24 protein-coding genes and 1 pseudogene are annotated in these 25,813 nt (G+C 70.7%); 12 read left to right on the top strand and 13 right to left on the bottom strand.

Annotation, left to right across the window (positions count from 1 at the left end; genetic code table 11):
* The first annotated feature begins 107 nt into the window (after positions 1–107).
* Positions 108–1,211, top strand: a complete 1,104-nt coding sequence (locus AW27_RS04470; protein WP_037916192.1) for a LacI family DNA-binding transcriptional regulator — start codon at positions 108–110, stop codon at positions 1,209–1,211.
* On the opposite strand, the gene AW27_RS04465 is transcribed toward AW27_RS04470, so the two are convergent.
* Positions 1,178–2,812: an amidohydrolase gene (locus tag AW27_RS04465; RefSeq protein ID WP_037916194.1), complete on the bottom strand. Its 1,635-nt coding sequence runs from the start codon at positions 2,810–2,812 to the stop codon at positions 1,178–1,180. The two genes, AW27_RS04470 and AW27_RS04465, sit on opposite strands and share 34 nt — an antisense overlap.
* Before the next feature lie 91 nt (positions 2,813–2,903).
* Here AW27_RS04465 and AW27_RS04460 point away from each other — a divergent pair, with 91 nt between their 5' ends.
* Positions 2,904–3,614 carry a TetR/AcrR family transcriptional regulator gene (locus tag AW27_RS04460; protein ID WP_037916197.1) on the top strand — a complete coding sequence of 237 codons (711 nt, stop codon included), beginning with the start codon at positions 2,904–2,906 and terminating at the stop codon, positions 3,612–3,614.
* A 27-nt stretch (positions 3,615–3,641) separates the two neighbouring features.
* On the opposite strand, the gene AW27_RS04455 is transcribed toward AW27_RS04460, so the two are convergent.
* Positions 3,642–4,055: a MarR family winged helix-turn-helix transcriptional regulator gene (locus tag AW27_RS04455; protein ID WP_037916200.1), complete on the bottom strand. Its 414-nt coding sequence runs from the start codon at positions 4,053–4,055 to the stop codon at positions 3,642–3,644.
* Between the two features lie 223 nt (positions 4,056–4,278).
* Between AW27_RS04455 and AW27_RS04450 the strand changes: the two genes are divergently transcribed.
* The 4 genes from AW27_RS04450 (at position 4,279) to AW27_RS04435 (ending at position 8,195) form a co-directional block, all read left to right on the top strand.
* A complete protein-coding gene (locus AW27_RS04450) occupies positions 4,279–5,190 on the top strand; it encodes an SDR family oxidoreductase (protein WP_037916205.1) in 912 nt (303 codons plus the stop codon).
* A 1-nt stretch (position 5,191) separates the two neighbouring features.
* Positions 5,192–6,091: an amidohydrolase family protein gene (locus AW27_RS04445; protein WP_037916206.1), complete on the top strand. Its 900-nt coding sequence runs from the start codon at positions 5,192–5,194 to the stop codon at positions 6,089–6,091.
* An 11-nt stretch (positions 6,092–6,102) separates the two neighbouring features.
* Entirely contained in the window at positions 6,103–7,665 is a 1,563-nt protein-coding gene (locus AW27_RS04440; protein ID WP_037916207.1) for an acyl-CoA synthetase, read from the top strand.
* A 68-nt stretch (positions 7,666–7,733) separates the two neighbouring features.
* Positions 7,734–8,195 carry a MaoC family dehydratase gene (locus tag AW27_RS04435; protein WP_037916208.1) on the top strand — a complete coding sequence of 154 codons (462 nt, stop codon included), beginning with the start codon at positions 7,734–7,736 and terminating at the stop codon, positions 8,193–8,195.
* A 136-nt stretch (positions 8,196–8,331) separates the two neighbouring features.
* On the opposite strand, the gene AW27_RS04430 is transcribed toward AW27_RS04435, so the two are convergent.
* The 7 genes from AW27_RS04430 to AW27_RS04400 all read right to left on the bottom strand — a co-directional run bounded on the left by AW27_RS04430 (position 8,332) and on the right by AW27_RS04400 (position 15,421).
* On the bottom strand, positions 8,332–9,306 hold the full coding sequence (locus AW27_RS04430) for a Gfo/Idh/MocA family oxidoreductase (RefSeq protein ID WP_037916210.1): 975 nt from the start codon (positions 9,304–9,306) through the stop codon (positions 8,332–8,334).
* Between the two features lies 1 nt (position 9,307).
* A complete protein-coding gene (ligA, locus tag AW27_RS04425; RefSeq protein WP_037916212.1) occupies positions 9,308–10,618 on the bottom strand; it encodes a protocatechuate 4,5-dioxygenase subunit alpha in 1,311 nt (436 codons plus the stop codon).
* Between the two features lie 23 nt (positions 10,619–10,641).
* Positions 10,642–11,562, bottom strand: coding sequence for an amidohydrolase family protein (locus tag AW27_RS04420; protein WP_037916215.1), 921 nt, complete (start codon positions 11,560–11,562; stop codon positions 10,642–10,644).
* A gap of 2 nt (positions 11,563–11,564) precedes the next feature.
* On the bottom strand, positions 11,565–12,254 hold the full coding sequence (gene ligK, locus AW27_RS04415) for a 4-carboxy-4-hydroxy-2-oxoadipate aldolase/oxaloacetate decarboxylase (RefSeq protein WP_037916216.1): 690 nt from the start codon (positions 12,252–12,254) through the stop codon (positions 11,565–11,567).
* A 34-nt stretch (positions 12,255–12,288) separates the two neighbouring features.
* A complete protein-coding gene (locus AW27_RS04410; protein WP_037916219.1) occupies positions 12,289–13,314 on the bottom strand; it encodes an amidohydrolase family protein in 1,026 nt (341 codons plus the stop codon).
* A gap of 23 nt (positions 13,315–13,337) precedes the next feature.
* A complete protein-coding gene (locus AW27_RS04405; RefSeq protein WP_037916222.1) occupies positions 13,338–14,549 on the bottom strand; it encodes a 4-hydroxybenzoate 3-monooxygenase in 1,212 nt (403 codons plus the stop codon).
* A 104-nt stretch (positions 14,550–14,653) separates the two neighbouring features.
* On the bottom strand, positions 14,654–15,421 hold the full coding sequence (locus AW27_RS04400; protein ID WP_037916232.1) for an IclR family transcriptional regulator: 768 nt from the start codon (positions 15,419–15,421) through the stop codon (positions 14,654–14,656).
* A 75-nt stretch (positions 15,422–15,496) separates the two neighbouring features.
* Between AW27_RS04400 and AW27_RS04395 the strand changes: the two genes are divergently transcribed.
* The 5 genes from AW27_RS04395 to AW27_RS04375 all read left to right on the top strand — a co-directional run bounded on the left by AW27_RS04395 (position 15,497) and on the right by AW27_RS04375 (position 20,993).
* Positions 15,497–16,204 carry a substrate-binding domain-containing protein gene (locus tag AW27_RS04395; RefSeq protein WP_052030046.1) on the top strand — a complete coding sequence of 236 codons (708 nt, stop codon included), beginning with the start codon at positions 15,497–15,499 and terminating at the stop codon, positions 16,202–16,204.
* 160 nt (positions 16,205–16,364) lie between these two features.
* A complete protein-coding gene (locus AW27_RS04390; protein ID WP_037916236.1) occupies positions 16,365–16,724 on the top strand; it encodes a zinc ribbon domain-containing protein YjdM in 360 nt (119 codons plus the stop codon).
* Between the two features lie 226 nt (positions 16,725–16,950).
* Positions 16,951–17,124 carry a hypothetical protein gene (locus tag AW27_RS04385; RefSeq protein WP_157840155.1) on the top strand — a complete coding sequence of 58 codons (174 nt, stop codon included), beginning with the start codon at positions 16,951–16,953 and terminating at the stop codon, positions 17,122–17,124.
* 243 nt (positions 17,125–17,367) lie between these two features.
* Positions 17,368–17,526, top strand: coding sequence for a DUF6126 family protein (locus AW27_RS04380; RefSeq protein WP_172671256.1), 159 nt, complete (start codon positions 17,368–17,370; stop codon positions 17,524–17,526).
* A 482-nt stretch (positions 17,527–18,008) separates the two neighbouring features.
* On the top strand, positions 18,009–20,993 hold the full coding sequence (locus AW27_RS04375; RefSeq protein WP_157840156.1) for a hypothetical protein: 2,985 nt from the start codon (positions 18,009–18,011) through the stop codon (positions 20,991–20,993).
* Between the two features lie 180 nt (positions 20,994–21,173).
* Here the strand turns inward: AW27_RS04375 and AW27_RS04370 are convergent, their stop codons facing one another.
* A complete protein-coding gene (locus AW27_RS04370) occupies positions 21,174–21,758 on the bottom strand; it encodes a TerD family protein (RefSeq protein ID WP_037916243.1) in 585 nt (194 codons plus the stop codon).
* 155 nt (positions 21,759–21,913) lie between these two features.
* Positions 21,914–22,366: pseudogene (locus tag AW27_RS04365) on the bottom strand (GNAT family N-acetyltransferase); the annotation flags it as partial.
* Positions 22,367–23,213: 847 nt separating this feature from the next.
* On the opposite strand from AW27_RS04365, the gene AW27_RS04360 reads away from it, so the two are divergent.
* On the top strand, positions 23,214–24,467 hold the full coding sequence (locus tag AW27_RS04360; RefSeq protein ID WP_037916246.1) for a protein-glutamine gamma-glutamyltransferase: 1,254 nt from the start codon (positions 23,214–23,216) through the stop codon (positions 24,465–24,467).
* A gap of 187 nt (positions 24,468–24,654) precedes the next feature.
* On the opposite strand, the gene AW27_RS04355 is transcribed toward AW27_RS04360, so the two are convergent.
* Both AW27_RS04355 and AW27_RS04350 read right to left on the bottom strand, forming a co-directional pair.
* Positions 24,655–25,152, bottom strand: coding sequence for an HAD domain-containing protein (locus AW27_RS04355; protein WP_037916248.1), 498 nt, complete (start codon positions 25,150–25,152; stop codon positions 24,655–24,657).
* Positions 25,153–25,409: 257 nt separating this feature from the next.
* Entirely contained in the window at positions 25,410–25,676 is a 267-nt protein-coding gene (locus AW27_RS04350; RefSeq protein ID WP_037916250.1) for a hypothetical protein, read from the bottom strand.
* Positions 25,677–25,813: the final 137 nt, after the last annotated feature.

Here is a 25,813-nt window from a genome sequence, read left to right as displayed (position 1 = left end):
AGTGACGGGCGCTGTGGGATGGAGCGAGTATTGATGCGGGAACGTTCCCGCACAAGGCTGTGCGGGAACGGTTTTGCAAAGGTCACGAGGGTGGCAGCATCAGTGGTATGACCGAAGCCTCACCGCAGGGCGGGCAGCCCTCGCCGCCCCTCCCACGCGTCCGCCTCGTCGACGTGGCCCGCGAGGCGGGCCTGTCCAAGACGACCGTCTCGGCGGCACTGAACGGCACCGGAAGGCTGTCTCCCGAAGTCCGGGAGAGAGCCCGCGAAACCGCGCGCAGGATGGGCTACCGGCCCAACGCCACCGCACGCCGGCTGCGTGCGGGGCGAGCCAGATTGATCGGATACGTGGTCGGGGAGTTCGCCGACGCCCCCTGGACCTTCCCGGAGTCGCCGTACCTCGCCCGGCTGACCGCGGCCACCGCGGCGACGTCGCTGCGACGCGGCTACGCCATGGTGCTGCTGCCCGCCGGGTCCCTGCAGAGCGAGTGGGCCGATCTGTCGCTCGACGCCGTGGTCGTCGCCGACCCGGTCGCCGACGACCCGATCGTCGAGGACCTCCTCGCCGCCCGCATCCCCGTGTTCAGCGACCGCTCCGTCGAGGGACGGCCCGGGGCGTACTGGGTGGACGTGGATGCGGGCGCCGCCGTGCGCGGGGCCCTCGACCACCTCCGGGACCAGGGAGCCCGACGGCCCGTCCTGGTGGTGCCGGACAGCACCACCCGGTTCCACAGCGAGGTGTACGCCGCGCACCGGACCTGGTGCGCCGCCCGAGACCTGCCGGAACGGGTGGTACGCGTCGACGGGTCGGGCAACGGTCCCGTCGTCCGCGCTGTCGAGAGGGCCCTTGCGGCTGATCCGGCAGACGATCCGGCGGCCGACCAGGCGCGACCCGATGCCCTCCTGGTCGTGGCCGAGGCGAGTCCGCCCCTCGTCCTGGACGCGGCCCGCCGCCTCGGCTACGAGGTCCCCGGCGATCTGCTCCTCGTCTGCGTGAGCGAGGACGTCACCGCCGAGCACGCCGACCCGCCCGTGACCACTTTGAGCCTGCGGCCCGAGGCGATCGCGGAGGCGGGTATCGGCATGCTCGTGGCGGTCCTGGAAGACGGAGACCAAGGGGCGGCGGGGGTGCTCGTCCCGACCCGCCTCGACGTCCGGGCGTCATCGGTACGGTCCGCTCAGCCCGAGTACACGAGCCGGCCGCCGACATAGGTCCGCTCCACCCGGGCCTGCGCGATCTCCTGCGCGGGCGCCGTGAGGATGTCGCGGTCCAGGACGACCAGGTCCGCGAGGTTGCCGACCCGCAGGCTGCCGGCGTCGTCGTGACCGTTCACATGGGCCGCCCCGGCCGTATAGGCGGCCAGAGCGGTCGGCAGATCGAGCCGCTGCTCGGGGTAGAAGACCCGGTCGTGGTCGGCCTCGGCGTCCCGGCGGTTCACGGCCACGTGAAGACCCGCCAGCGGATCAGGGCTGCTCACAGGCCAGTCGCTGCCCGCGACGAGGGTCGCGCCCGCGCGCACCAGGTCGCCGAACGGGTACTGCCAGGCCGCACGCTCCGGCCCCAGGAACGGGATGGTCAGGTCGTCCATCTGGGGCTCGTGGGCCGCCCACAGCGGCTGGATGTTGGCCAGGGCGCCGAGCGAGGCGAAGCGGGAGAGGTCCTCGGGGTGGACGACCTGGAGATGGGCGAGGTGGTGGCGGTTGCCGCGGTGGCCGTTGGCCGCCACCGCAGACTCGATCGCGTCCAGGGCCTCGCGCACGGCCCGGTCGCCGAGGGCGTGGAAGTGCACCTGGAAGCCGAGGGCGTCCAGCTCCGTCACGTATCCGCGCAGCGCTCCGGGCTCGACGAAACTCAGACCGGTGTTGGCGGTCGCGCAGCCGCAGCCGTCCAGGTAGGGGGAGGTCATGGCGGCGGTGAAGTTCTCCGCGACGCCGTCCTGCATGATCTTCACCGAGGTGGCGCGGAACCGTCCGGCCCTCAGCTTCTCGCGGCGGGCCACCAGTTCGGGAATCTGCTCGGCGCCGCGTGCCCGGTCCCACCACAGTGCCCCGGTCACGCGGGCGGTGAGCGAGCCGTCCCCCGCGGCGGCCATGTACGCGTCCGAGGGGTCGGGCCGGCCGTTGAGCTCACCGAGCATGGCGTCCTGCCAGCCCGTGATGCCGAGGGAGTGGAGCAGTTCCTGGGCCCGGAGCAGCCCGGCGAGGAGTTCCGCCGGCGTACTCGTCGGCAGCAGCCGGCCCACCAGCGAGGTCGCACCCTCCTGGAGCATGCCGCTGGGAGTGCCGTCCGGCTCGCGCTCGATCCGGCCGTCGGCGGGATCGGGAGTGGATGCCGTGACTCCGGCGAGTTCGAGTGCCCGGGTGTTGGCCCAGGCGCCGTGGTGGTCCCGGTTGGACAGCAGGACCGGGCGGTCCGGGACGACGGCGTCGAGCAGGTGCCGGGTCGGCAGCCCGCCCTCGAAGCTCTCCATCGACCAGCCGCCGCCGGTGATCCACTCGCGGTCGGGGTGCGCGTCCGCGTACGCGCGGATCAGAGCCAGGTAGTCGTTCACGCCGACGGTCCCGGTCAGATCGCACTCGGCCAGTTCCACCCCGGCGAAAGCCGGGTGCATGTGGGCGTCCTGAAAGCCGGGGAGCAGCAGCTTCCCCGTCAGGTCGACCACCTCGGTGTCGGGGCCCACGAGTTCCCGTACCTCGTCGTGGCCGACGGCCGTGATCCTGTCGCCGGTGACGGCGAGCGAGGTGGCCCGGGTGCGGGCCGGGTCCACCGTGAAGACGGGGCCGCGGGTGAAGACCAGATCGGCCTTGGCCATTCGAAAGCTCCAGAGCGTGAGGCGACGGGGTGGCGCCATGGAACCGGCAAGGCGGTTTACACGTCAATGGTGTTGTCGTAAGGTCCCGGCCATGTCCGAACGTGTCATCCCCGAAGGCGGACGCCGGCGCCGCCGCCCCACCAAGCAGGGCGCCGTCCTCTCGGAGCAGCTCATCGTCGAGACAGCGCTGAGGCTGGTCGCGCAGCACGGCGCCGAAGCACTCTCGGTGCGCAGGCTGGGCGCCGCGCTCGGCGCCGACCCGAGCGCGCTCTACCGCTACTTCCACAACACCGACGCCCTCCTCCTCGCCCTCGCGGACGAACTCATCGGCAGGGCGCAGGAGGGCTGGCGGGCGACCGGAGACTGGCGCGAGGACCTGCGCTCGATGGGCCTGCGGATCCATGCCTGTTACCTCTCGCACCCGCAGGCCGCCGTCCTCGGGGCGTACCGCACCACGGGACGCCCCCACGAGACCCGGGCCGTCGAGCGCATCCTCGGCATCCTCCGCTCGGCCGGCTTCCCGTATCCCCTCGCCGTCCGCGCCTACCACGCGTTCGTCGACCAGGCCCTGGCGTTCGCGGCCCAGGACGCCGCCGCGCTCGCTCTGCCGAAGGCCGCCCGGGAGGCGGACGAGGCGGTCTGGAACTCGGTCTACGGGAGGCTGTCGGCCGACACCCACCCGCACATCGCCGCGGCCTTCCCGCTGCTCGCCGCCGACATGCGTGACAGCGGTTATCCCTTCGCCCTGGAGCTGATGCTCAGCGCGATGGAGGCGCTCCGTCCGGCGGCGACCGAGGGCTGAGGCGTGCCCGCCCCCTGGGTGTGCCGGTCAGGACAGGGCCCGCCAGGCCTCGTTCAGTGCGGCGCGGAACGCGGCGGTCTGCTCGGGGCTCAGGCCGGCGGTCATGCGGGCCTCGATGCGGCGTGCCGGCTCGGCATACTCGGCGAGCAGCCGCCGCCCGGGATCGGCGAGCAGGATCAGACGTTCGCGGCGGTTGGCCGGATTGGGCTCACGGCGGATCAGGCCCCGGCTCTCCAGGGCCCGGACCATGTCGGCCATCGACTGGGCGGTGACGAAGGAGTCGCGGGCCAGTTGCGCCGCGGAGATTCCGTCGTGCCGCTCCAGCACCGTCAGGGCGGTGTACTGCAGCGCCGTGACCCCGGCGGGCTTGAGCAGCTCCTCCAGCCTGGCCCTTACCACCAGTTCCGTTCTCTTGACCAAGTAGAGCAGTGACGTGCTCACGTTCGTCCTCCCGTCGTGGCGGCTCGTGCGGGGCCGCTCGTGCCGCGGCCGGTGCCGTGTCGCCGCGACGGCGGCGCATCCGCACCCTAGGCATCCACACCCTAGGTCATTGACAGGAATCCTGCTGATTGCCCAGACTGCGTTCATCAGGATTCCTGTCGATCCCGGCTCGTGTCGGCGCTCTCGGCATGTCGTATCCCACCACTTTCGAGAGGCACCTCTCATGGATCTTCAGGGCAAGGTCGCCGTCGTCACCGGCAGCGGACGCGGCCTCGGGCTGGCGTACGCGCAGGCCCTCGCCACCGCGGGCGCCGCCGTCGTCGTCAACGACATCGACCGGGGCACGGTGGACGCCGCCGTCGCCTCGATCACCTCCCGGGGCGGCAGGGCGGCCGGCGTCGTCGCGGCCGTGGGCGACAGCGAGGCGGCCCAGCGCCTCGTGGACACGGCGGTCGGGGAGTTCGGGTGCCTGGACATACTCGTCGCCAACGCCGGCATCCTGCGCGACCGCGTGCTGTGGAAGATGACCGACGAGGACTTCGACGACGTCGTCCGCGTCCACCTGCGCGGCACGTTCACCTGCGCCCGCGCCGCCGCCGTCCGCATGCGCGAGCAGGGCACCGGCGGCCGACTCGTCCTGATCTCCTCGCCCGCCGGCCAGCGCGGCAACTTCGGCCAGACCAACTACGCCGCCGCCAAGGCCGGCATCGTCGCCATGGCCCGCACCTGGGCCATGGAACTGGGACGCTCCGGTGTCACCGTCAACGCCGTCGTTCCGGTCGCCGCCACCGAGATGACCCGGACCATCCCGGCGTTCGCCCCCGTCATCGAGGAGTCCGAGCGCACCGGCGAGCCCCTGCCCGACTGGCTGCGCAAGGATGAGGGCCTCGGCACCGTGGAGGACGTCGCAGGCCTGATCACCTTCCTGGCCTCGGACGCCTCCGACGCGGTGACCGGGCAGGCCATCGGCATCGGCGGCGACCGGCTGGCCCTGTGGGCGCATCCGAAGGAGAAGGCGGTCGCCCTCGCCGACGGAGGCTGGAGCGGCGACGCCATCGCCGCGGCGTGGCCGGACGGAGTCGGCGCCGAGCCCGAGACCTACGGAATCCCCGCGCCCCAGGCCCCGGTGGCGTGAGATGGCCGACCGCAGCCACGACCTCGCACTCGACCTCGACGCGCTGACCGCCATCGACGTGCACACCCACGCGGAGGTCTCCAAGGACGGCCACGGGGCCCTCAGCCCCGAGCTGTTCGGCGCGTCCGAGGCCTACTTCAAGGCCCACGGCCACCGGCAGCCCACCATCGAGGAGATGGCAGCGCACTACCGCGAACGCCGGATGGCAGCCGTCGTCTTCACGGTCGACGCCGAGCACGCCACCGGCCACCCGCGGATCTCCAACGAGGAGATCGCCGAGAGCTGCGCCGCCCATGCCGACGTCCTGATCCCGTTCGCCAGCGTCGACCCGCACAAGGGCCGCGCGGGGGTTCGTGAGGCCCGACGCCTGGTGGAGGCGTACGGGGTGCGCGGTTTCAAGTTCCACCCCAGCATCCAGGCCTTCTCCCCGGACGACCGCCTCGCCTACCCGCTGTACGAGGCCATCGAGGAACTCGGCGTACCGGCCCTCTTCCACACCGGCCAGACCGGGATCGGCGCCGGCGTCCCGGGCGGTGGCGGCATCCGGCTGAAGTACTCCAACCCGATGGCCGTCGACGACGTCGCCGTCGACTTTCCCGAGCTGAGGATCGTCCTCGCCCACCCCTCCTTCCCCTGGCAGGACGAGGCGCTCGCGGTCGCCACCCACAAGCCGCACGTCTACATCGACCTGTCCGGCTGGTCGCCCACGTACTTCCCGCCGCAGCTGGTGCGCTACGCCAACACCCTGCTGCAGGACAAGGTCCTCTTCGGCTCCGACTTTCCGGTCATCACCCCCGACCGGTGGCTCGCGGACTTCGCCGGCCTCGACATCAAGCCCGAAGTCCGCCCGAAGATCCTCAAGGAGAACGCCGCCCGCCTGCTCGGCCTGTCCACTCACTGAAGGGAACGCTCGTGCTGAACCAAGGCATCGGCTCCTGGCCGGCGCGCCGGGCCCGCAAGACACCCGACCGGGCCGCCGTCGTCCACGGGGACCACACCCTGACCTACCGGGACCTCCACCGGCGCGTCCTGCGGCTCGCCCACGGCCTGCGCGCCCTCGGCGTCGGCAGCGGCGACCGGATCGCCTACCTCGGTCCCAACCATCCGGCCTTCCTGGAGACGCTGTTCGCCGCCGGAACGCTCGGCGCGGTCTTCGTCCCCCTCAACACCCGCCTGGCCGCCCCGGAGCTCGCCCACAACCTCTCCGACTCGGGCAGCACCGTCCTCGTCCACGCCCCTGAGCAGGCCGCGGCCGCGCGCGCCGCCGCCGTCGGGGCGGGGGTGCACCACCGCATCGCGCTCGACGGAGCCGACGAGTCCGGCGACGGCGCCCTCGGGTACGAGGAGTTGCCGGCGGGCGCTCCCGACGAGTCCCTGGACGTGGCCGTACGCCCCGAGGACCCGTGCATGATCATGTACACCTCCGGGACCACGGGCCGACCCAAGGGGGCCGTCCTCTCCCACGGCAACATCATCTGGAACAGCGTCAACGTCCTCGTCGATACCGACCTCACCGCCGACGAGGTGACCTTGGTGGTGGCCCCGCTGTTCCACGCCGGAGCCCTCAACATGACCTGCCTGCCCACCCTCCTCAAGGGCGGCCGGGTGGTGCTGCTTCCGGTCTTCGACGCCGATCTGGTCCTCGACACCGTCGAACGCCGACGCGTCACGTACCTGTTCGGCGTCCCCACGATGTACGACGCCATGGCCGCCCGGCCGCGCTGGGCGAACACCGACCTCTCCAGCCTGCGCACCCTCAACTGCGGCGGTGCACCGGTCCCGGCCCGCACCATCGCCGCGTACATCGAGCGCGGCCTCGCCTTCAGCCAGGGCTACGGCATGACCGAGGCGTCCCCCGGCGTCCTCTTCCTCGACCGGGAGCACACGGCGGCCAAGGCCGGCTCCGCCGGCGTCCCGCACTTCTTCACCGACACCCGCATCGTCAGGCCCGACGGGAGCGACACCGCGCCCGGCGAACGGGGCGAGATCCTCGTCCAGGGCCCCCACGTCATGACCGGTTACTGGAACCGGCCCGAGGACACCGCGGCAGCCTTCACCGACGGCGACTGGCTGCGCACCGGCGACATCGCCCGCACCGACGCCGACGGCCACGCCTACCTCGTCGACAGGGTCAAGGACATGTTCGTCTCCGGAGGGGAGAACGTCTACCCCGCCGAGGTGGAGGCCGCGCTCCTCGACCACCCCGCCGTCGCCGAATGCGCGGTCATCGGTGTCCCCGACCCGGTCTGGGGCGAGGTCGGCCGGGCCGTCGTCGTCCTCAGGTCCGAATCCGTCCTCGCCGACGTCGGCGAGGAGGACCTCCTCGGCCACCTGCTGGGCAGGCTCGCCAAGTACAAGATCCCGAAGTCGGTCGTCCTCACGGGCAGCCTGCCCCGTACGGCCTCCGGGAAGATCGCCAAAGCCGCAGTCCGAGACGGTTTCACCACCGGTCCCGCCGAACTCCCCACACCCTGAGCGGACTTCGAGCAGGACGATGCCCCAGGGCGCGTTCGGCGCCGCCCGCCCCATCGAAAGGCCTTCGCATGCCCATCACCCTCGCCGACGGACTCGGCGCACTCACCTCCCTCAGCGGAGCCGACCTCGGTCGCACCGAGTGGATCGAGATCACCCAGGACCGGGTGAACACCTTCGCCGACGCCACCGACGACCACCAGTGGATCCACACGGACCCGGAGAAGGCCGCGGACGGGCCCTTCGGCGGCCCCATCGCCCACGGCTACCTCACCCTCTCCCTGATCATCCCGCTCTTCGGCGAGCTGCTCGGCATCACCGGCACCACGATGAGCGTCAACTACGGCCTGGACAAGGTCCGGTTCCCCAGCCCCGTCCGCGTCGGCGCGCAGATCCGCCTCCACGGCCTCGTCGGTACGGTGGAGGAGGTCAGGGGCAACGGCGTGCAGATGCCGGTCACCTTCACCGTCGAGGTCGAGGGCAGTGACAAGCCGGCCTGCGTCGCCGAGGCCGTCTACCGCCACTACGCCTGACCCGCTCCCGGGCCGACCGCGCCACGAGAACGAGCTGACGGTGCCGGCCACCACGTGTGCGTGGTGGCCGGCACCGTCAGCTCGTTCTCGTGGATGCCGGTCCGATCCTGCGCGGCAACCGGCCCGGTTCTCCCGCCTACGGGGCCGAAGCGGCGGTGAGCTGCTCCTCCAGGGCCGCCAGCGTCCGGTAGCAGGGCATGACCTGGGCGATGGAGGAGTTCGGTTCGCGGCCACCGCGGATGGCGGCGACGAACTCGCGGTCCTGGAGCTCGATCCCATCCGTCGACACGTCGACGCGGCTGACGTCGATCGGCTCGTCCCGTCCGGTGACGAGGTCGTCGTAGCGAGCCAGGTAGGTCCCGGTGTCGCCGATGTAGCGGAAGGAGGTACCGAGCGGACCGTCGTTGTTGAACGACAGCGACAGGGTGCAGAGGGCACCGTTCGCCGCGCGCAGCTGGACCGACATGTCCATCGCGATGCCCAGCGCGGGGTGCACGGGACCCTGGAGGGCATGGGCCTGCACGATCGGTGAGCCGGTCTGGTAGGCGAAGAGATCGACGGTGTGCGCGGCGTGGTGCCACAGCAGGTGGTCGGTCCAGGAGCGCGGCTCGCCCAACGCGTTGAGGTTCTCCCGGCGGAAGAAGTACGTTTGCACGTCCATCTGCTGGACCGCGAACTCGCCCGCGTCGATCCGCCGGCGCACCCACTGGTGGCTGGGGTTGAAGCGGCGGGTGTGGCCCACCATCGCGACGAGCCCCGTGCGCCGCTGCGCCGCCAGGCACGCCTCGGCGTCGGCGAGCGAGTCGGCGAGCGGGATCTCGACCTGGACGTGCTTGCCCGCTTCGAGGCAGGCCAGCGTCTGCCCGGCGTGCAGCTGTGTGGGGGTGGCGAGGACGACGGCGTCGATGTCGTCCATCGTCAGCACCTCGTCAAGGGAGGCGGCGGCGCGGCTCACCCCTTGCTCCGCGGCGAACTTCTGCGCCCGTTCCAGGCTGCTGCTCACGACGGCGGTCACCTCGACCCCCTCGATGCGCCGGAGGGCGGCCGCATGCTTGGCACCGAAGGCGCCGCCGCCGGCCAGGGCGATCCTGAGGGTTCGGTCGTCGGTCATGTCAGTTCACTCCTTCCGCGGGCTCCTGGGCCCGGGGGTGGTTGTCGAGGATCAGATGGCCGACGGCCGTGTTGGACGCCGGCACGTGGTAGAAGCGGTGTTTGACGTCGACCCGCCCGGTCCCGTCCACGTCGCTCATCGCCCCGCGGGCGATCAGCCACATGACCAGCTCGATGCCCTCCGAGCCGGCTTCCTCGACGTACTCCAGGTGCGGGATCTGTGCCAGGCCGGCCGGGTCGGCGATCAGCCGGTCGAGGAAGGCGTTGTCCCACTCCCGGTTGATCAGGCCTGCGCGCGGGCCCTGGAGCTGGTGGCTCATGCCGCCGGTGCCCCAGACCTGGACCTTCAGCGGTCGGTCGTACGACTCGATCGCCTTGCGCAGGGCCTGGCCGAGCCGGAAGCACCGGGCGCCCGAGGGCACCGGGTACTGCACCACGTTGACGTGGAACGGGATGACCCTGCACGGCCACTTCTCGACGTCCCCGAACATCAGCGACAGCGGCACCGTCAGGCCGTGGTCGACGCTCAGCTCGTTGGCGAGCGTGAGGTCGAAGTCGTCCCTGACGAGCGAGTGCGCGATGTGTGCGGCCAGGTCGGGGTCGCCCTCGATGCCAGGGACGGGGCGGGGCCCGTACCCCTCGTCGGCGGTGGCGAAGGCCGCGCCGGTGCCGAGTACGAACGTCGGGATCAACGTCAGATCGAACGCGGACGCGTGGTCGTTGTAGACCAGGAAGATCACATCGGGCAGGTTCTCCCGCTCCCACTCCCTGGAGAACGCGTATCCCTCGAAGACCGGCTTCCAGTAGGCCTCTTCGGTCTTGCCGTGGTCCATCGCCGCGCCGATGGCCGGCACGTGGGAGGTGAAGACCGCGCCGGTGACGACGGCGTGCCCGGCGGGGGGCGACTGTGCGGCGTGCGCCGCCTCCAGGACGGCGTGGTCTATGCGGTTTCCCTCGACGGAGCGGCCGCCGCCGACCATCATGCCGCGATACTCCTCCTCGGTCATACCGGTCATCGAACCGGCCATCTGCTGGAACGAAAGCCCCAGCGTGGCGCCCCACTTGGCGAGGAAGTAGATGTTTCCGCCCTCGTTCATGGCGGCGTTGAGGTCGCGGTCGAGCAGCGCCCGCTTCTGTTCCTCCCGCAGCGGCCACGCGTCCAGGTAGGCGCGTTCGTCGGCGAGGTACAGCGCGCGGTTCTCCGCGGTCATCAGGGACATGCAGAACTGGTTGAGGTGGTAGCCCTTGGCGGACTGCTCGGTGTCGAAGATCGTGGTGCCCGGCACCAGCTTGTAGGTCTTGTCCAGTGACATGGCGGCCTCCGGCCGTGGGCGAATCAGCCGGCGTCCGGCCAGTACAGGCGCATCGGGTTGTCGACGAGGAGCCTCCACTGCAGGTCCGGCGTCGGTGCGATGTGCGGGATGAAGTCGACGAGCAGACCGTCGTCGGGCATGTGGGAGACGAGGTTCGGGTGCGGCCAGTCCGTGCCCCACAACACCCGGTCGGGGAACTCCCCGACCACGCGCCGGGCGAACGGGACGACGTCGCGGTACGCCTCGGGCTCGCCGTCGAGGGCCGGCGGGCCGCTCACCGTGAGCCGCTCCGGGCAGGTGACCTTGCACCAGATGTCGGGCCGGGCCCGCATGAAGTCGAGGAACGCCTCGAACTCGGGGCCGTCCGGGTCCTGGGAGACGTCGGGCCGGCCCATGTGGTCGATGACCAGCGGCACCGGTACGGACAGGAAGAAGTCGCGCAGGCCGGCGAGGTCGGCGGCCTCGAAGTAGACGACGACGTGCCACCCGTACGGTGCGATCCGTCCGACGAGGTCCATGAGGTCCTGCCGCGGCGCCGCGTCGACGAGCCGCTTGACGAAGTTGAACCGCACGCCGCGCGTCCCCGCCTCGTGCAGCTCGCGCAGCTCCTCGTCGCCGACGTCGGGCCGCACCGTCGCCACTCCCCGGGCCGTTCCCCCCGAAGCCCGCAGCGCGTCGACCATCGCCCGGTTGTCGGCGCCGTGGCAGGTCGCCTGGACCACGACGCTCCGGGCGAAGCCGAGGTGGTCGCGGAGCGCGAAGAGCCGGTCCTTCGACGCGTCGCACGGGGTGTACTTCCGCTCGGGCGCATACGGGAACTCGGCGCCCGGCCCGAAGACGTGGCAGTGCGCGTCGACGGCACCCTCGGGCAGCCGGAAGCGGGGACGGCTCGGATCGGCGCACCAGTCGAGCCATCCGGGGGTCTTCTCGAAGCTCGGCGTCATCATCAGTCCTCGTAGCGCAGCCCGAGCTCGGCCAGCGGGCCGCGCATGCCGTACACGTCCAGGCCGAGCGCGCCCTTGCGGAACTGGGCGCGCTTGGTCTCCTCGTCGGCCTCCCGCCGCGCCGCCGCCTCGGCGACCGCGGCGGCTCGCTCGCGCGGCACCACCACCACACCGTCGCGGTCGGCCGCGACGACATCGCCGGGCCGGACGAGGGCGTTGGCGCAGACGACCGGGACGTTGACCGAGCCGAGGGTGGCCTTGACCGTGCCCTTGGCGTGGACGGCCCGGGAGAAGACGGGGAAGTCCATGTCCTCCAGGTCGGCCGTGTCCCGTACGCCGCCGTCGATGACCAGCCCCCGGCAGCCGCGTGCGCGGAAGGAGGTGGCGAGCAGCTCGCCGAAGAAGCCGTCCTCGCTCTCGGCGGTGCAGGCGGCCACCACCACGTCCCCGTCCTGGACCTGCTCGGCGGCGACGTGCAGCATCCAGTTGTCGCCGGGCTGGAGCAGCACGGTCACGGCCGTGCCGCACATCCGGGCCGTCGGGTAGACCGGGCGCAGGTAGGGGCGCATCAGGCCGACCCGGCCCATCGCCTCATGGAGGGTCGCGACGCCGAACACGGACAGGGCGGCGACCGTCTCCGGACCGGCCCGGTCGATCTTCGTGTGGACGACGCCGGTCTCGGTGTGTTGCATGGGTGCTCCTCCTGGGGGTCGACGGTCGCGGGGGTCAGCGTTCGGCCGCGGCGAGGCGGGCGGCGAGGCGGGGGTGGACGCGCAGGGCATTGCCGCAGTAGACGGCCGCGCGTTCCTCGTCCGAGAGGTACGGGGTGGCGTCGACGTACCGCTTGGTGTCGTCGAAGTGGTGACCGGTGCGCGGGTCGATGTCGCGTACCGCGCCGATCATTTCGCTCGCGAAGAGGACGGACCGGCTGTGGACCACCCTGGTCAGCAGGTCGATGCCGGGCTGGTGGTAGACGCAGGTGTCGAAGAAGACGTTGTCGAACAGCGCCTCCGGATCAGGTCTGCCGAGCGCCGACGCCAGGCCGCGGAACCGCCCCCAGTGGTACGGGACGGCTCCGCCGCCGTGCGGGATGACGAACCGGAGGGTCGGGAAGTCGGCGAACAGGTCGCCCTGGACAAGCTGCATGAACGCCGTGGTGTCCGCGTTCAGGTAGTGCGCGCCGGTGGTGTGGAAGGCGGGATTGCACGAGGTGCTGACGTGGATCATCGCGGGGATGTCGTACTCGGCCATCGCCTCGTAGAGCGGGTACCAGCTGCGGTCCGTCAGGGGCGGTGCGGTCCACTTGCCGCCCGACGGATCCGGGTTGAGGTTGACGGTCACCGCGCCGAGCTCCTCCACCGCGCGGCGCAGCTCGGGCAGGCAGGTCGACGGGGCGGCTCCGGGGGACTGCGGCAGCATCGCTCCCATCGCGAAGCGGTCGGGATAGAGCGTGCTCACGCGGTGGACGAGGTCGTTGCAGATCCGTGCCCACGCCGAGGAGACCTGGAAGTCGCCGATGTGGTGGGCCATGAAGCTGGCCCGCGGGGAGAAGACGGTCAGGTCGATGCCGCGCTCATTCATGAGGCGCAGCTGATGGCCCTCGATCGCCTCCCGCAGGTTCTCGTCGGTGATGAGCAGGTCGTCGGGGTCCGGCGCGTCCGAGGGGGAGCCGACCGCCGCCACCTGCCGGTCCCGCCACCGTGCCAACGGGGGCGGAGCCGTGGTGAAGTGGCCGTGGCAGTCGATGATCATCAGGTCTCCTGGGGTCGTCGGTGTCAGCCGCGGGAACGGACGGGCCAGCCGGTGTACTGCTCGGCGAGATAGGTGCGGCCGGCGCGGGTGCCCAGCACGTTGTCCAACTCGCCCGACTGGCGCCGCAGGTCGAACCCCGAGCCGCCCGGCGGGGTGTGCAGCAGCCGGGTCATCCAGGAGGAGAAGTTCTGCGCCCGCCACAGCCGTTGCAGCGCACGGGGCTGGTAGGCGTCGAGCGCGCCCGCGCCCGCCGGTCCGAGCGCCCGCAGGAGCACCTCCGCCAGCACCTTGACGTCGTGCAGCGCGAGGTTGAGCCCGCGGGCGCCGGTCGGCGGCACGGTGTGGGCGGCATCACCGGCGAGCGCCATGGACCCCCAGCGCATCGGCTCCTGCACGAACGAGCGGAACCGCAGTACCGTCTTCTCCAGGACCGGCCCCTCCTTGAGCCGGAAACCGTCCTCGCCGGCCACTCGGGCCTGGAGCGTCTCCCAGATACGGTCCTGCGGCCAGGCGTCGACGGATTCGTCGGGCGAGCACTGGAAGTACATCCGCTGCACGGTCTCGGTCCGCTGGCTGATCAGTGCGAAGCCGTGCTCGGAGTGGGCGTAGACGAGCTCCGGCGCGCTCGCCGGCGCCTGGGCCATGATGCCGAACCAGGCGAAGGGGTACTCCTTGCCGTACCGCACCCGCCGGTCTGCGGGCACGAGGTCGCGGCACATGCTGCGCGATCCGTCCGCGCCGACCACGTACCGCGCACGGATCTCGTGCCGGGAGCCGTCGGCGGCGGTGTACCGGACGCGCGGAGCGGTGGTCGTGATGTCGAGCGCCTCGGTGTCGGAGACACCGAAGTGGACCGTGCCGCCGTCGCGTTGCCGTGCGTCGGCCAGGTCGATGAACACGTCGGTCTGCGGGTAGAGCCAGACGGACTCGCCGACCAGCGCCTTGAAGTCGATCCGGTGCGCCCGGCCGCCGAACCGCACCTCGATGCCTTCGTGTTCGCGTCCCTCGCGCAGGATCCGGTCGCAGACGCCTGTCTCCACGAGGTCCCGGGCCGCATCGGCCTCCAGGATCCCGGCCCGCTGAGTCGCCTCGATCTCGCGCCGGGTACGGGTGTCGACCACGATCGTGTCGACTCCGGCGCGGCCCAGCCGGTGCGCCAGCATCAGGCCGGCCGGGCCGGCGCCGATGACTGCGACGGGAACCGAGGCAACGGTATCGACGACGGCGTCGGCCATGACATCTCCTGAGCGACTGTGATCCTTGCGAACACGTCGAACGGTGACACCCGGGGCGTCGGTCCGTCTCCGGCCTTTCCGTCAGGCGGAAGCGCGCGGGGACATCAGGCAGAGCGGCGGGTACGCCGGCCCAGTTCGTCGGAGATCGCGTACGCGGCCCGCAGGAGCGGGTCCCGCAGTCCCCGCGCGCGGCTCGCTCCGCGGGCCGTGAACACGATTCCCAACGTGGCGGAGACCGGCCCGTTGCGGCCGATCCGTACGGGAGCGGCCACCGCGACCGTGCTCTGCGAGAGCTGCCGGTCGCTGACGAAGACCTGTTCGCGGCGGATGCGGTCCAACTGCGCCCGCAGCGTCTTCGGGTCGGTGACGGTGTGCGGGGTCCAGGCCCGCAGCGGCGCTGCGAGGACCTCCTCCTGGATGTCCGGCGGCGCATGGGCCAGCAGCACCCGCCCCATCCCGGTGGAGCCGATCGGGAAACGGGTTCCCACCATGGTCAGCAGCTCCACCGAGCGGTGCCCGGCGATCCGCTCGATGAAGACGAGCTCCGTGCCCTCACGTACCGCGAGTTGGACGTTCTCGTGCGTCGCCTCGTAGAGGTCCTGCATGAACGGCAGCGCCACATCGCGCAGGATCTGGGTGCGCGGGCATCCCGAGGCGATCTCCCACAGCCTTAGCCCGACGTGCCAGGAGCCGTCCTCCCCGCGCTCCAGCGCCCCCCACCCCGCGAGCTCGGCGACCACCCGGTGCGCCGTGCTCAGGGCCAGGCCGGTGCGCTGGGCGATCTCCGACAGGGTCTGCGACGGGTGCTCGCGGTCGAAGGCCGCGAGGACGTCGAGGACTTTGCCAGCTGCTGTGCTCCGGGGTGCGCTCACGCGGTCAGTCTCGCAAACCGGCGTTGAGCGGCCCGCGCCGAGCGCCGTACCATCTGCCGGACACAGGGAGGTGACGTGAACGGAGTGATCTCCGGGCTGTCCTCGATGGCGACGCGGCCGCTGCTGGCCGAGCTGACCGAGCACATCCGGCTCGTGCACGGGCTTCCCGTGTGCTTCGAGGCCGCCGGCGGGGTCGAGATCGCACGGCGGGTGCGCGAGGGCGCCGAGGCCGATCTGCTCGTGCTCGCCGACGGAGCGCTGGCCGTGCTGGAGAAGGAGGGGTACCTCCTGGCCGGCACGGCGCGACCGCTGTGGATCTCCCAGGTCGTCGCCGCCGTGCCGGAGGGCTCACCCGTTCCGGAGCTCGACTCGGAATCCGACCTGCGGGCCGTTCTGCGGTCCGCGAAGAAGATCGCCTACTCCACCGGTCCCAGTGGGACGGCCCTGATCGCTCTGATCGGCCGGCTGGGTCTCGCCGACACGCTCGCAGGCCGGTTCGTCCAGGCACCTCCGGGCGTGCCCGTCGGCAGCCTGCTGTCCTCGGGCCGGGCCGACCTGGCGTTTCAGCAGCTCAGCGAGCTGATGGACCTGCCGGACGTCGTCATCGCCGGACCGCTGCCCGGTGACACCAGCATCACATCGACCTTCGGTGGAGGGGTACTGGCCTCAGCCGCCCGGCCGGACCTCGCTCTGGAAGTCCTCGACCTCTTCGCTTCCGGGACGGGATCCAGGGCCGCCCGGGCCAGGGGCATGCGGGCCTGGGGGGACAGCTCCGCCGGATGAGCTGCGGGGTCCGGCAGGCCTCCGATGAACCGGTCGGACGCCCCGAGCCGCTCTGGATGTGGCGAATTGCAGAAGTCTGCAATTCGGATATCCTGATCCGCCCATCGCGCCGGCGCCTCCAGGGGCCCGCGTGCGTTCGCACCGAGCTAGGACAGAACAGATGACGGCGAGCCTGCCCCCGTGCCCGAGGTGCTCCAGTGAGTACACCTATGAGATGAACGCTCTGATGGTCTGCCCGGAGTGCGCCCACGAGTGGGTTCCCACCGCGGCGGGGGCGGATGACGCAAGCGCCTCCGGGGTTCGCGTGGTCCGGGACTCCGTCGGGAACGTGCTGAGCGACGGCGATGCCGTGACGGTCGTCAAGGCGCTCAAGGTCAAGGGCAGCCCGTCGGGGATCAAGGCGGGCACCAAGGTGCGCAACATCCGCCTGGTCGACGGGGTGGACGGCCATGACATCGACTGCAGGGTCGACGGCTTCGGCGCCATGCAGCTCAAGTCGAGTGTGGTCAAGAAGGCCTGACCCCTTGCCTGTGGAGTGCTCGCACGGGCTCGGGGCGGCTCGGGCGGACGCCCCGGTCGCTGTGGGAGGGTCGGCCGCGGTTGGGGCCGATGGCAGCCGGCCCGTCGGCGGGTCCATCGGATCTGCTGACCAGGCCCACCCTGGGCTTCCCGGCGGGCTGGCAGGCGCTAGACTTGCAGAGTTATGCAATTCGCAAGGTCTTGATCCGGAGGGTGGGGGCGGGAGCGTGGCCGGGTTCGAGGAAGCCGTGCAGGAGAGGGTCCGCACGGCGCGGGCTCGTCTCCGGGCCGCGCAGCAGGACGGCGATGCCTTCGAGGAGGCTCTGGCCGAGGAGGAGCTCGCGGACGCGCTGCGCATGGCTCGCGATCACGACGTGGCCGAGGACGGCGGCAGCCGGTGAACCGGACCGCGTCACCGGCGCGTGCTGTGCCGCGCTGAGGGCGCGGCATCCCCGCGGGTGTGCGGCGACGGGACCGGTGTGCGAGCGCGGTCGGACGGTGCCGCTGCTGCCGGGCTCGGTGCGGGCCGCCCGTGGGCGCACCGAACAGCCGCCGGCCCCCTTCGGCCCGGAGGGCGCCGCTGCTCCGTGCGGGGCGCCCGCGCACCCGCTCCGGGCGCCGTACACCAGGAAGGAACCCACACGATGACGGACGATGACCCCCGGGCGAAGCCTGCGGCGGACCAGGAGAAGTGGAAAGAGCAGGGCGTCGCGCTGCGCGCCTTCTTCTACATCTTCGGCACGCACGTGTTCGCCGGGTTCATCTGGCTGCTCTTCTACCTGGGCGAGCACGCCCCGAAGTGAGACCACCGCCGTCTGACAGCGATGCGGCCCTGCCGTCCCCAGGCCTCCGGCCCGGATGCGTCCGTCGAGGAGGTGCCGGTCCGCGTTACGGGTGAAAGCCCCTGACGGCAGCCCCTGACGGCACCTGCCCACGGGTTCGGACAGCATGCGAAGCTCTGCAGACGTGGAGCGACGTATGGCTTCGGGCAGCACGGAGCCCCTGTCAAGAGCCTGGCAGGGGCCCGTGCGGCCGAGAGCCGTGGAAGGCCGGGCCCGTGCCGGGCCTGAGCCGGAGCCGGTCTGCACCGGGACGGCACGGTGCGGTCTGGGGTCGGAGCCCCGTGGGTATGGTCCCCCGTGTCCGAGACGGTGCGGGGTCAGCGGCCCTGTGCCCCTGCCCTGGGGGTGTCGCCATCGCTGCTCATCCGAGGATCACTGCCTCACGGACTGGTGCTGCGACCGCAAACGGCGGATACGCCAACTCTGGTACCCACCATGGAGATGTGGTGGTCACCGGGGTGCCCGCCCCGGCGCGATCTGCCTACCGTGAGCAGGTCGAGAAGATCTTTCCCTGGGAGTTGGTCGGGCGGGAGGAGGAGCTGGCCGACCTCTCGGCGTTCTGCACGGACGAACACGGCGATGCCTACACCTGGTGGCAAGCGCCGGCATGGGCGGGAAAGTCGGCCCTCATGGCTTCGTTCGCCCTCGCTCCTCCGCCGGGAGTGAAGGTGGTGTCGTTCTTCGTCACGGCTCGCTGGGCCGGGCAGAGCGACTGGACGGCTTTTCTCGATGCAGTGCTGGAGCAACTCGCCGAGGCGGCGGAGCAGCCGGTGCCGCACGTTCTTGAGCCGTCGGCGAAGCAGCGTTGGTTCGGGCGGTTGTTGAAGGACGCGGGCGCAGCCTGCGCGGTGCAGGGTGTGCGGCTGGTGTTGTTGGTGGACGGCCTGGACGAGGACCGGGGGGTGGTGGTCGGGGCGGACGCACACAGCATTGCCGCCATGCTCCCGGCGGTCGTTCCGCCGAACGTGCGGATCATCGTGTCGGGAAGGCCTCACCCCCCTGTGCCGGCGGATGTCCCGCCGCGGCATCCGCTGCGGGATGCACGCACGGTGCGCCGGCTCGCGCCCTCCCCCCACGCTCTGCTCGCCCGCGATGATCTGGAACGCGAACTCGCCCACCTGCTCGACGACGAGGGAATCGGGCACGACGTTCTCGGTCTTGTCGCGGCCGCGGGAGGCGGGTTGAGTGAGGGCGACCTCGCCGAACTGACTGCGGTGGCCCCCTGGAAGGTGCGCCGCGTGCTGCGCGCCGCTCCGGGCAGGACCTTTGCCAGCCGGACCGGGCGGGGGGACCTGCCGCTGCTTGTCCTTGCCCACGAGGAACTGCAGCAGACTGCTGTCGCTTCGCTCGGCGAGCGTGAGCTGTCGGCATTCCGTGAGCGGATCCATCAATGGGCCGACCGCTACCGCGACATGCGCTGGCCCGAGTCCACGCCGGAGTATCTGCTCGACGGCTACCACCGGCTGCTGCACGCGAAGGGCGACATCGACCGGATGACCGGGCTCAGTACGGACCCGATGCGTCAGGACCGCATGCTCACCGCCAGCGGCGGCGACGCAGCCGTGATCCGTGAGATCGGGACCATCCACAGCTGTCTGCTGGCCCAGGATGCCCCGGATCTGGCAGTCATGCTGCACACGGCGGCAGCCAAGGACCGCCTGTTCTGGCGCAATCGCCGAATCCCCGTCCAGCTGCCGGGCCTGTGGGCGGCCCTGGGAGAGAAGGATCGCGCCGATGCCCTCGTCGGGTCGCTCAGGCCCGTCGCCCTCTTCGGAGAAGAGATCGCGCAGATGGTGGCCGTGCTGTCAAAGGGAGGTGACTCCACGCGTGCCGAGCAGCTTCGCCAGACGTTCGCCGCCGGTATCGAAGACGAAGACAACCCTCGGTTGACCGCATACGCTCGGGCCTGCCTGGTGCGCATGGCAGCGGACCTCAAGGATTGCGGCGGCCTTGAGGAAGCAGTCGAGCAGGTGCGGAACGCAGCTGTCGAACTCGGCGGGTTCTGGGCGGCGAGAGCTCTTGTCCCCCTTGCCGAGGCCCTGATCGAGGCCGGACAGATCAGCCGAGCGGTACAGATGACCGCGCAGGCCGAGGCGGCATGCTGGGCCGTCCGGGACAATTCCGTCGGGCAGACGAGCACCCTGATGCTCGTCGCCACATGCTGGCACGCACTGGCGTATCCAGGACGCGCCGAGGGTGTGTGGCGGGCGGTTGCACGGCCGACGAGCGGAGCCGTTGAGTCGACCGCTTTCGAGGCACGAGTGGCGCTCATGGAGCATGCCGATCAAGTGCGCGATCTCGCAAACGCGCTGACCGCGGGCGAGGAGGAGACCCGTTCCGCCTGCCTCAACGCCATCGCGAGAAGACTCGCCCTGCTGCATGATCACGCCGCTGCGGAGCAGATCGCGGCCTCCATCCCCGACTGGGCCCAGCGAGCGGGGGCATACAGTGCCGTCGGCTGGGCGGCTCTCAAGGAATCGGATCCTCAGCGTGCCCGCCGCTGCGCCGTGCTGGCAACGCGCAGCCTGCACGGGCAGACCGATCCCGATCGGAGGGCGCGCAAGCTCGTCGCCTACGCCGGCGCGCTCGCGCTGGCAGGCGCCCACTCCCTGGCATCGGAACCGGCAACCCGTGCGGAAGCCATCCTGATGCTCCCCGGCGATCCCGTTCCGAAAGCGTGGGGATTGCAGCGCCTGGCCCGGGTCTGGGCACTGATGGACAACGCTGCCGAGTGCCGGCGGATCTCCGACACCGCAGTCGGACTGCTGCCTGCCCTGGAGGGTGGGCACTGGCACCCCCGCGTTCTGTCCGCACTCGCGGAGACGTTCGCAGGTCTGGGCCTCGCGACCGAAGCGGAGGCGTTCTTCACGCGCGCGCGAAGCCTTGTTTCCGGCACAGATTTTCCGTTCAGGGATCTGGCGCTGGCGGAGTTGGCTGAACGTCTGAGCCGGTCGGGGCAGGTCGACGTGGCGGAGGAGATCTGCCGCACTGTCGTGTCGCCCGCGGAGCGGGCGCGGGCCCTCGCTCTGGTGGCCGCCGGGTACGCCCGGATTGCTGCGCCGGAGCAGGCCCGGGCGCTCACCGACGAGGCAGAGGCCCTGGCCCGGTCGGAGGAGTCAGGTGCGTACGGGGAGAACCGGGCACTGGCTGCCGTCGCTGTTGCGTTTGCTGCGCTGGGGGATCTGGATGAAGCCGACAGGCTGGCTGTGTCCCTGCATACGCTGCCGGACTACGGTGTTGCTCTGGCCTCGGTGGCCGAGGTGTCCGGGCCGCAGCGAGCCAGGCAGCTCTTCGCCCACGCGCTGGCGCACACCATCGAGTTCCCGCTTCTCCTGCCCTTCCTCGCCCGGCATGCGCCCGAGGTGACGGTGCACACGGTGCAGCGCCTCGTCGAAGACGAACAGTCCGATCCCGTTGCCACCCCATGAACGGGTGCCGACGGAAGGTGAAGACATGCGTGCGCGTCGGGTGGCGTTGATTGCGACAGCCGCAGGGTCGGGCTTCCTGGTCGGTGGCCCGAGCGCGAACCTCCTGCGACAACGGTTCCGCCGACGGCCGCGGTGCCGCGGTGCCGCTGTCACAGTGAGGCCGCGCTGACAGGACCTCCGCTACTTGCTCATGGCGAAGCGCATCAGGGCGTGCTCGTCCCCCTGCTTGATCTTCCCGGTCTCATTGATCACCTGGAGCTTCCAGCCCGCGCCGTCCCTGGTCGCCTTGGCCACGGCGCACCCGTTGTCGGTGGTGAGCAGGCTCGGCCAGATGTCGGCGACCTGCTGGGTGCTGCCGCCCGTCGCGTCGTACACCTTGAAGCTGATGTTCCGGGCGTTCTGGAAGGCGCTGCGCTTCTTGTACGCGGCGGCGATGAACACGATGGAGGTGATGTTGGACGGTACCTGGTCGAGCGCGACGGTCACCGTCTCGTCATCGCCGTCGCCGTGCCCGGTCTGGTTGTCTCCGCTGTGCACCAACGAGCCGTTGCCCAGCGGGTCCAGGGAGTCAAGCCCGGCCAGTCGCACCGGCTCGGCACCCGACATGGCGATGGCGATGAGGTCGAGGTCCGTGCCGGTCTTCTGACGGATCTTCCCCAGCAGCCCGCCGCTACTGCCGACGGTGGGGTCCCAGGACACTCCGATGGACAGATGGGTCACCCCGTCCAGATCCGCCGGGCCGTCTTCCTTCTTGAGCGTGATCATGCTCGATCCTCTTGTCGGTCGAGGGGCTGTTACACGTGAAGTGTGCCTTGTGCCTCGTTATCACCTCCACCTGGTCCCGGTTCTGCGGCCATGCGGCGCGCAGTCGCCCGACGGGTTCGACGGCGCCCCTGCCCAGGTGAGCGTCCGTCTTCGTCCGGGCGCCACACGTACCGGATGTCCGGCTCGCGTTCCTCGTTGCGGTGACCGTCGGTGCACTCGCCCGCGGCGAATCCGCGCCGCTCGTAGAAGCGCCGCGCCGACGCGTTGACCCGGAACGTCCACAGCGTCAGACCGGCTGGACGACGCTGCTTGGCCAGGTCCACCAGGCGTCCGCCGATCCCCTGTCCCTGCCAGGCCGGATCGAGGTAGAGCTGCTCCAGAGCCCCACCTTCCAGCACCATCATCCCGACGACCGAGCATGCGACCGTCGCCACCCAGGTCTCCTGTCCGGGCACGACCACCTCCCGGAACCAGGCCCGGACCTCGTCGTCCGTATGCGCCCGGCGCACGCTCGGAAGCGCCGCCGTGAAGGAGCGCAGCCACACCTCGGCCACCGCGGCGGCATCGGAGTCGACCGCACGGCGGACGACAAGATTGTTGATCTCCACGGCGACGCATGCTCGCAGACGCACGATGCGTCCCGCATCCGGATTCTCGGCGGCGTGCGGACCGGCGTGGAGCGGGCCGTGAGGTCACGAGTGCGTCGCGGAGATCCCGGCGCGATCGGTCTTCTGATACGCGGTCACCTGCCCGGGGAAACGGAAGAGCCGACCCTTCGGTCGAGTCGGATTCAACCATTTCCGGGATCGTGCGTATCTGCCGTGGGACTTGGAGAGGGCTTTACCGGCCGTTCTGAGGAAGGCGACGGCTCGTGACGGAGCCGGGCCGGCAGTGAGCCGACCGAGGTTGGAAAGGGAGAGTGGCGAAGACCGTGCGGTCAATCCGAAGGGCAGAGCCACCTCATTCCGGAGTTCCACACACGTCGGCCGGAGCGCCCGTGCCGGTATCGCGGCTGCCGCCCGGCATTCCCCGTCGCGGTTGACGGCGCCGCCCCAGGCCTTTGCGCGGGGCTTTCGGGGCGGCCGACTCCGGGCGTGCCGCGGCTCGTGCGGGGGGACGGAAGAACGCCGCCGGCGGGCGTACCGACTCGGGGCAGAGTCCGACCCGCATGACCGAATACCACCCCACCGGGCAGCTGGCCGAATGTGGAGCCGCAGTGTTGTCGAGGAATCGGCGCCGGGACAGGATCACTTCTCGCACGAACTGACCGTCCATTCCGAAATCGGTGCAGGGCCGGTGAAACCCCGGCCGGTGTCGGTCTCTTGGTCGCTCCCGGACGCAGCGAAGAAATGAGGGAACGGGGAGCGAGCCGGCTCGGTCAGTTCGTTACTCCTGCTGCGCAGACACCAGCCGTTCTCTCATTCCGCTTTTCAACAAAGGGAAACTCAGGATTTCATGTACAAACGTTCAGGGTTCCTCGCCCTCACCACGGTGGGCATCGTGCTGTGCACCGCCGGTCTCGCGCCGTCCGTCAGTCAGGCAGCCGGCACTCCCGGCGACGCGAAGGGCTCCTATGCCGACCGGCACGGCCTGACAGCCGATGACGTCCGACTCATCAACGCGCTGAACGAAGCGGCCATGGACATCGGCCGGCCGGACAAGACCCCCGGCGGGGACCTGCCGAGCGCCACCGAGTCCCTCAGGTCCTCGGCCGCGGCCGGTGCCAGGGTGACGCCGCCCGCCGAGCCGCTGGACCGCATGCCCGACGCGTACCGGGCCTACGGAGGCAGGGCCACGACCGGCATCAGCAATTACATACGCAAGTGGCAGCAGTCCTACAGCCACCGCGACGGGCGAGTGCAGCAGATGACCGAACGGCAGCGGGAGCAGCTCTCCTACGGGTGCGTGGGTGTCACCTGGGTCAATTCGGGCTTCTACCCGACGAACAGACTGGCCTTCGCGTCCTTCGACGAGGAGAAGCACCGGCGCGCCCTGGAGAACACCAGCCCCCGGCCGGGCGAGACGCGGGCGGAGTTCGAGGGCCGCGTCGCCAAGCAGAGCTTCGATGAGACGAAGGGCTTCGACCGGGCCCGAGAAGTGGCATCCGTCATCAACCGGTCCCTGGAAACCGCCCATGACGAGAGCACGTATCTGAGCAACCTCAAGGCAGAGCTCACCAAGAACGGCGACGCTCTCGCCGCCGAAGGCAGCCGTTCGAACTTCTACGCGGCCCTGCGGAACACCCCGTCCTTCAAGGACTGGAACGGGGGCAACCACGACCCGTCCAGGATGAAGGCGGTCATCTACTCGAAGCACTTCTGGAGCGGGCAGGACCCCAGGAGTTCCTCGGACAAGCGGAAGTACGGCGACCCCGATGCGTTCCGCCCCGACCGGAACACGGGCCTCGTCGACATGTCGAAGGACAGGAACACCTCACGCAGCCCCGCCGGGCCGGGCGAGAGCTACGTCAACTTCGACTACGGCTGGTTCGGGGATCAGAAGGAAGCCCACCCTGACCAGACCATATGGACCCATGCGAACCACTATCACTCGCCCGAAGGCGGCATGGGGCCCATGAAGGTGTACGAGAGCAAGTTCCGCAGCTGGTCCTCCGGATACGCCGACTTCGACCGCGGAACCTACGTCATCACCTTCATACCCAAGCACTGGAACACCGCACCCGCCCAGGTGAAGCAGGGCTGGCCGTAGGGGCTGGCCCCCGTTCGTCGAAGGTCTGCCGTTGCCTCCGTTGCCGGTGACACCCCCCCAAGGGGATGCGTCCGGCGCGGGGAGAGAGCCACGCCGACTCCGGAGGCGGGGGGCCGCGCTGCGGGGCCGCCATGAAGCTCATGGGGCCCCGCCCCCGTCGCTTCCCGTGGGCCACTGCGGGGCAGTCTCACGCGGCCCGCAGCCATCGGTCGAGGACCGTGAAGTCTTCGCCTGTGAGGCCGCGGGACGACGCGACGCGGTGGAGGAGGGCGGGGGCGCGGTGGTGGGCGGACACCCAGTCCCGATCGGCATCGGTGATCTCGTCGTCAACCCAGGCGAACGGGCGTCCGTCCGCCCACGAGACCAGGGTTCGGGTCTTCCAGTGGAGCCCGAACCACTTGTCCTCGCGCTCCTGCGCGTCGGAGGTCTCCGGCCAGCGCACGACCGGCAGGGGTGGCAGGCCGAGTTCGGGTGCCATGTCGGTGTTCGCCGCTTCCTCCCAGGTGGTGGCCCAGACCGGCTCGCACGGCAGTGCAGCGAGGCGAGGCCCGATGCTCGGGTCGAGCCGCGTCAGGAGCGCATCGGTCGCGGTGCCCGACAGAGCGCCCCGCGGGCCGCCGCCGAACGGCAGGAGAGGTCCGTCGACGTCCAGGAACAGCAGTGGGCGTTCGCTGCGCTCACTCACGTCCCTGCCTCCTCTCGCCCCGGCAGTTACCGTCCGCGTCGACCCTGCTCGGCACGGGCGTGCCGGCCGGCCCCGCGCTGAGGCGCGGACCCACGATGACCGGAAGTCGATCACTCGGGACTGTACGGCCTCCACCTTCCGCGCAGCGCCCTCCCCGGTCCGATCCATGGGGATCGAGTCCTGTTCGCCGCATTCCTCGGGCAGGCCCTGCGCGGTGCCTCCTGCCGGCAGGGCGGCGATCTCCAGGGGCGACGCGGTCAGGAGGTGGCTGCGTACCCGCGTCGTTGCACGATCCGCCGGTGGACGGGCGGTGTCAGCACGGCGCCCACGATGAAGCCGAGCACCACGCTCCGGCTCGCGGTCGCGATGGTCGCGATGACGGCGCACAGGATCACGCCGGTTACGGCCAGGCCCGTGAGCTTGAACCGCTGGGGTTGCTGGCCGAGCCATTTCACCGTCGAGAGAGCCGTGAGACAGGCGGTGGAGCCGAAAGCCGCCGACGCCAGAGCGGTCAGAGTGTTCATCCCTGAACCTTTCGCACTCGGGAGCCGGCACGTCCCTCCGGCCGTAGCGGTCGGCCGCACGCACTCCCTGTTCGGGATCACTGGGCTGCCGGTCTGTTGACCTGCAGTATCCGTCGCCGGAGCGTGCGCCGCCGCCG

This window comes from Streptomyces sp. PCS3-D2 (assembly GCF_000612545.2).
In the GTDB taxonomy this organism is placed as follows: Bacteria; Actinomycetota; Actinomycetes; order Streptomycetales; family Streptomycetaceae; genus Streptomyces.
The sequence above is the reverse complement of the archived record's forward strand: the minus strand, read 5'-3'. Positions and strand labels throughout refer to the sequence as shown.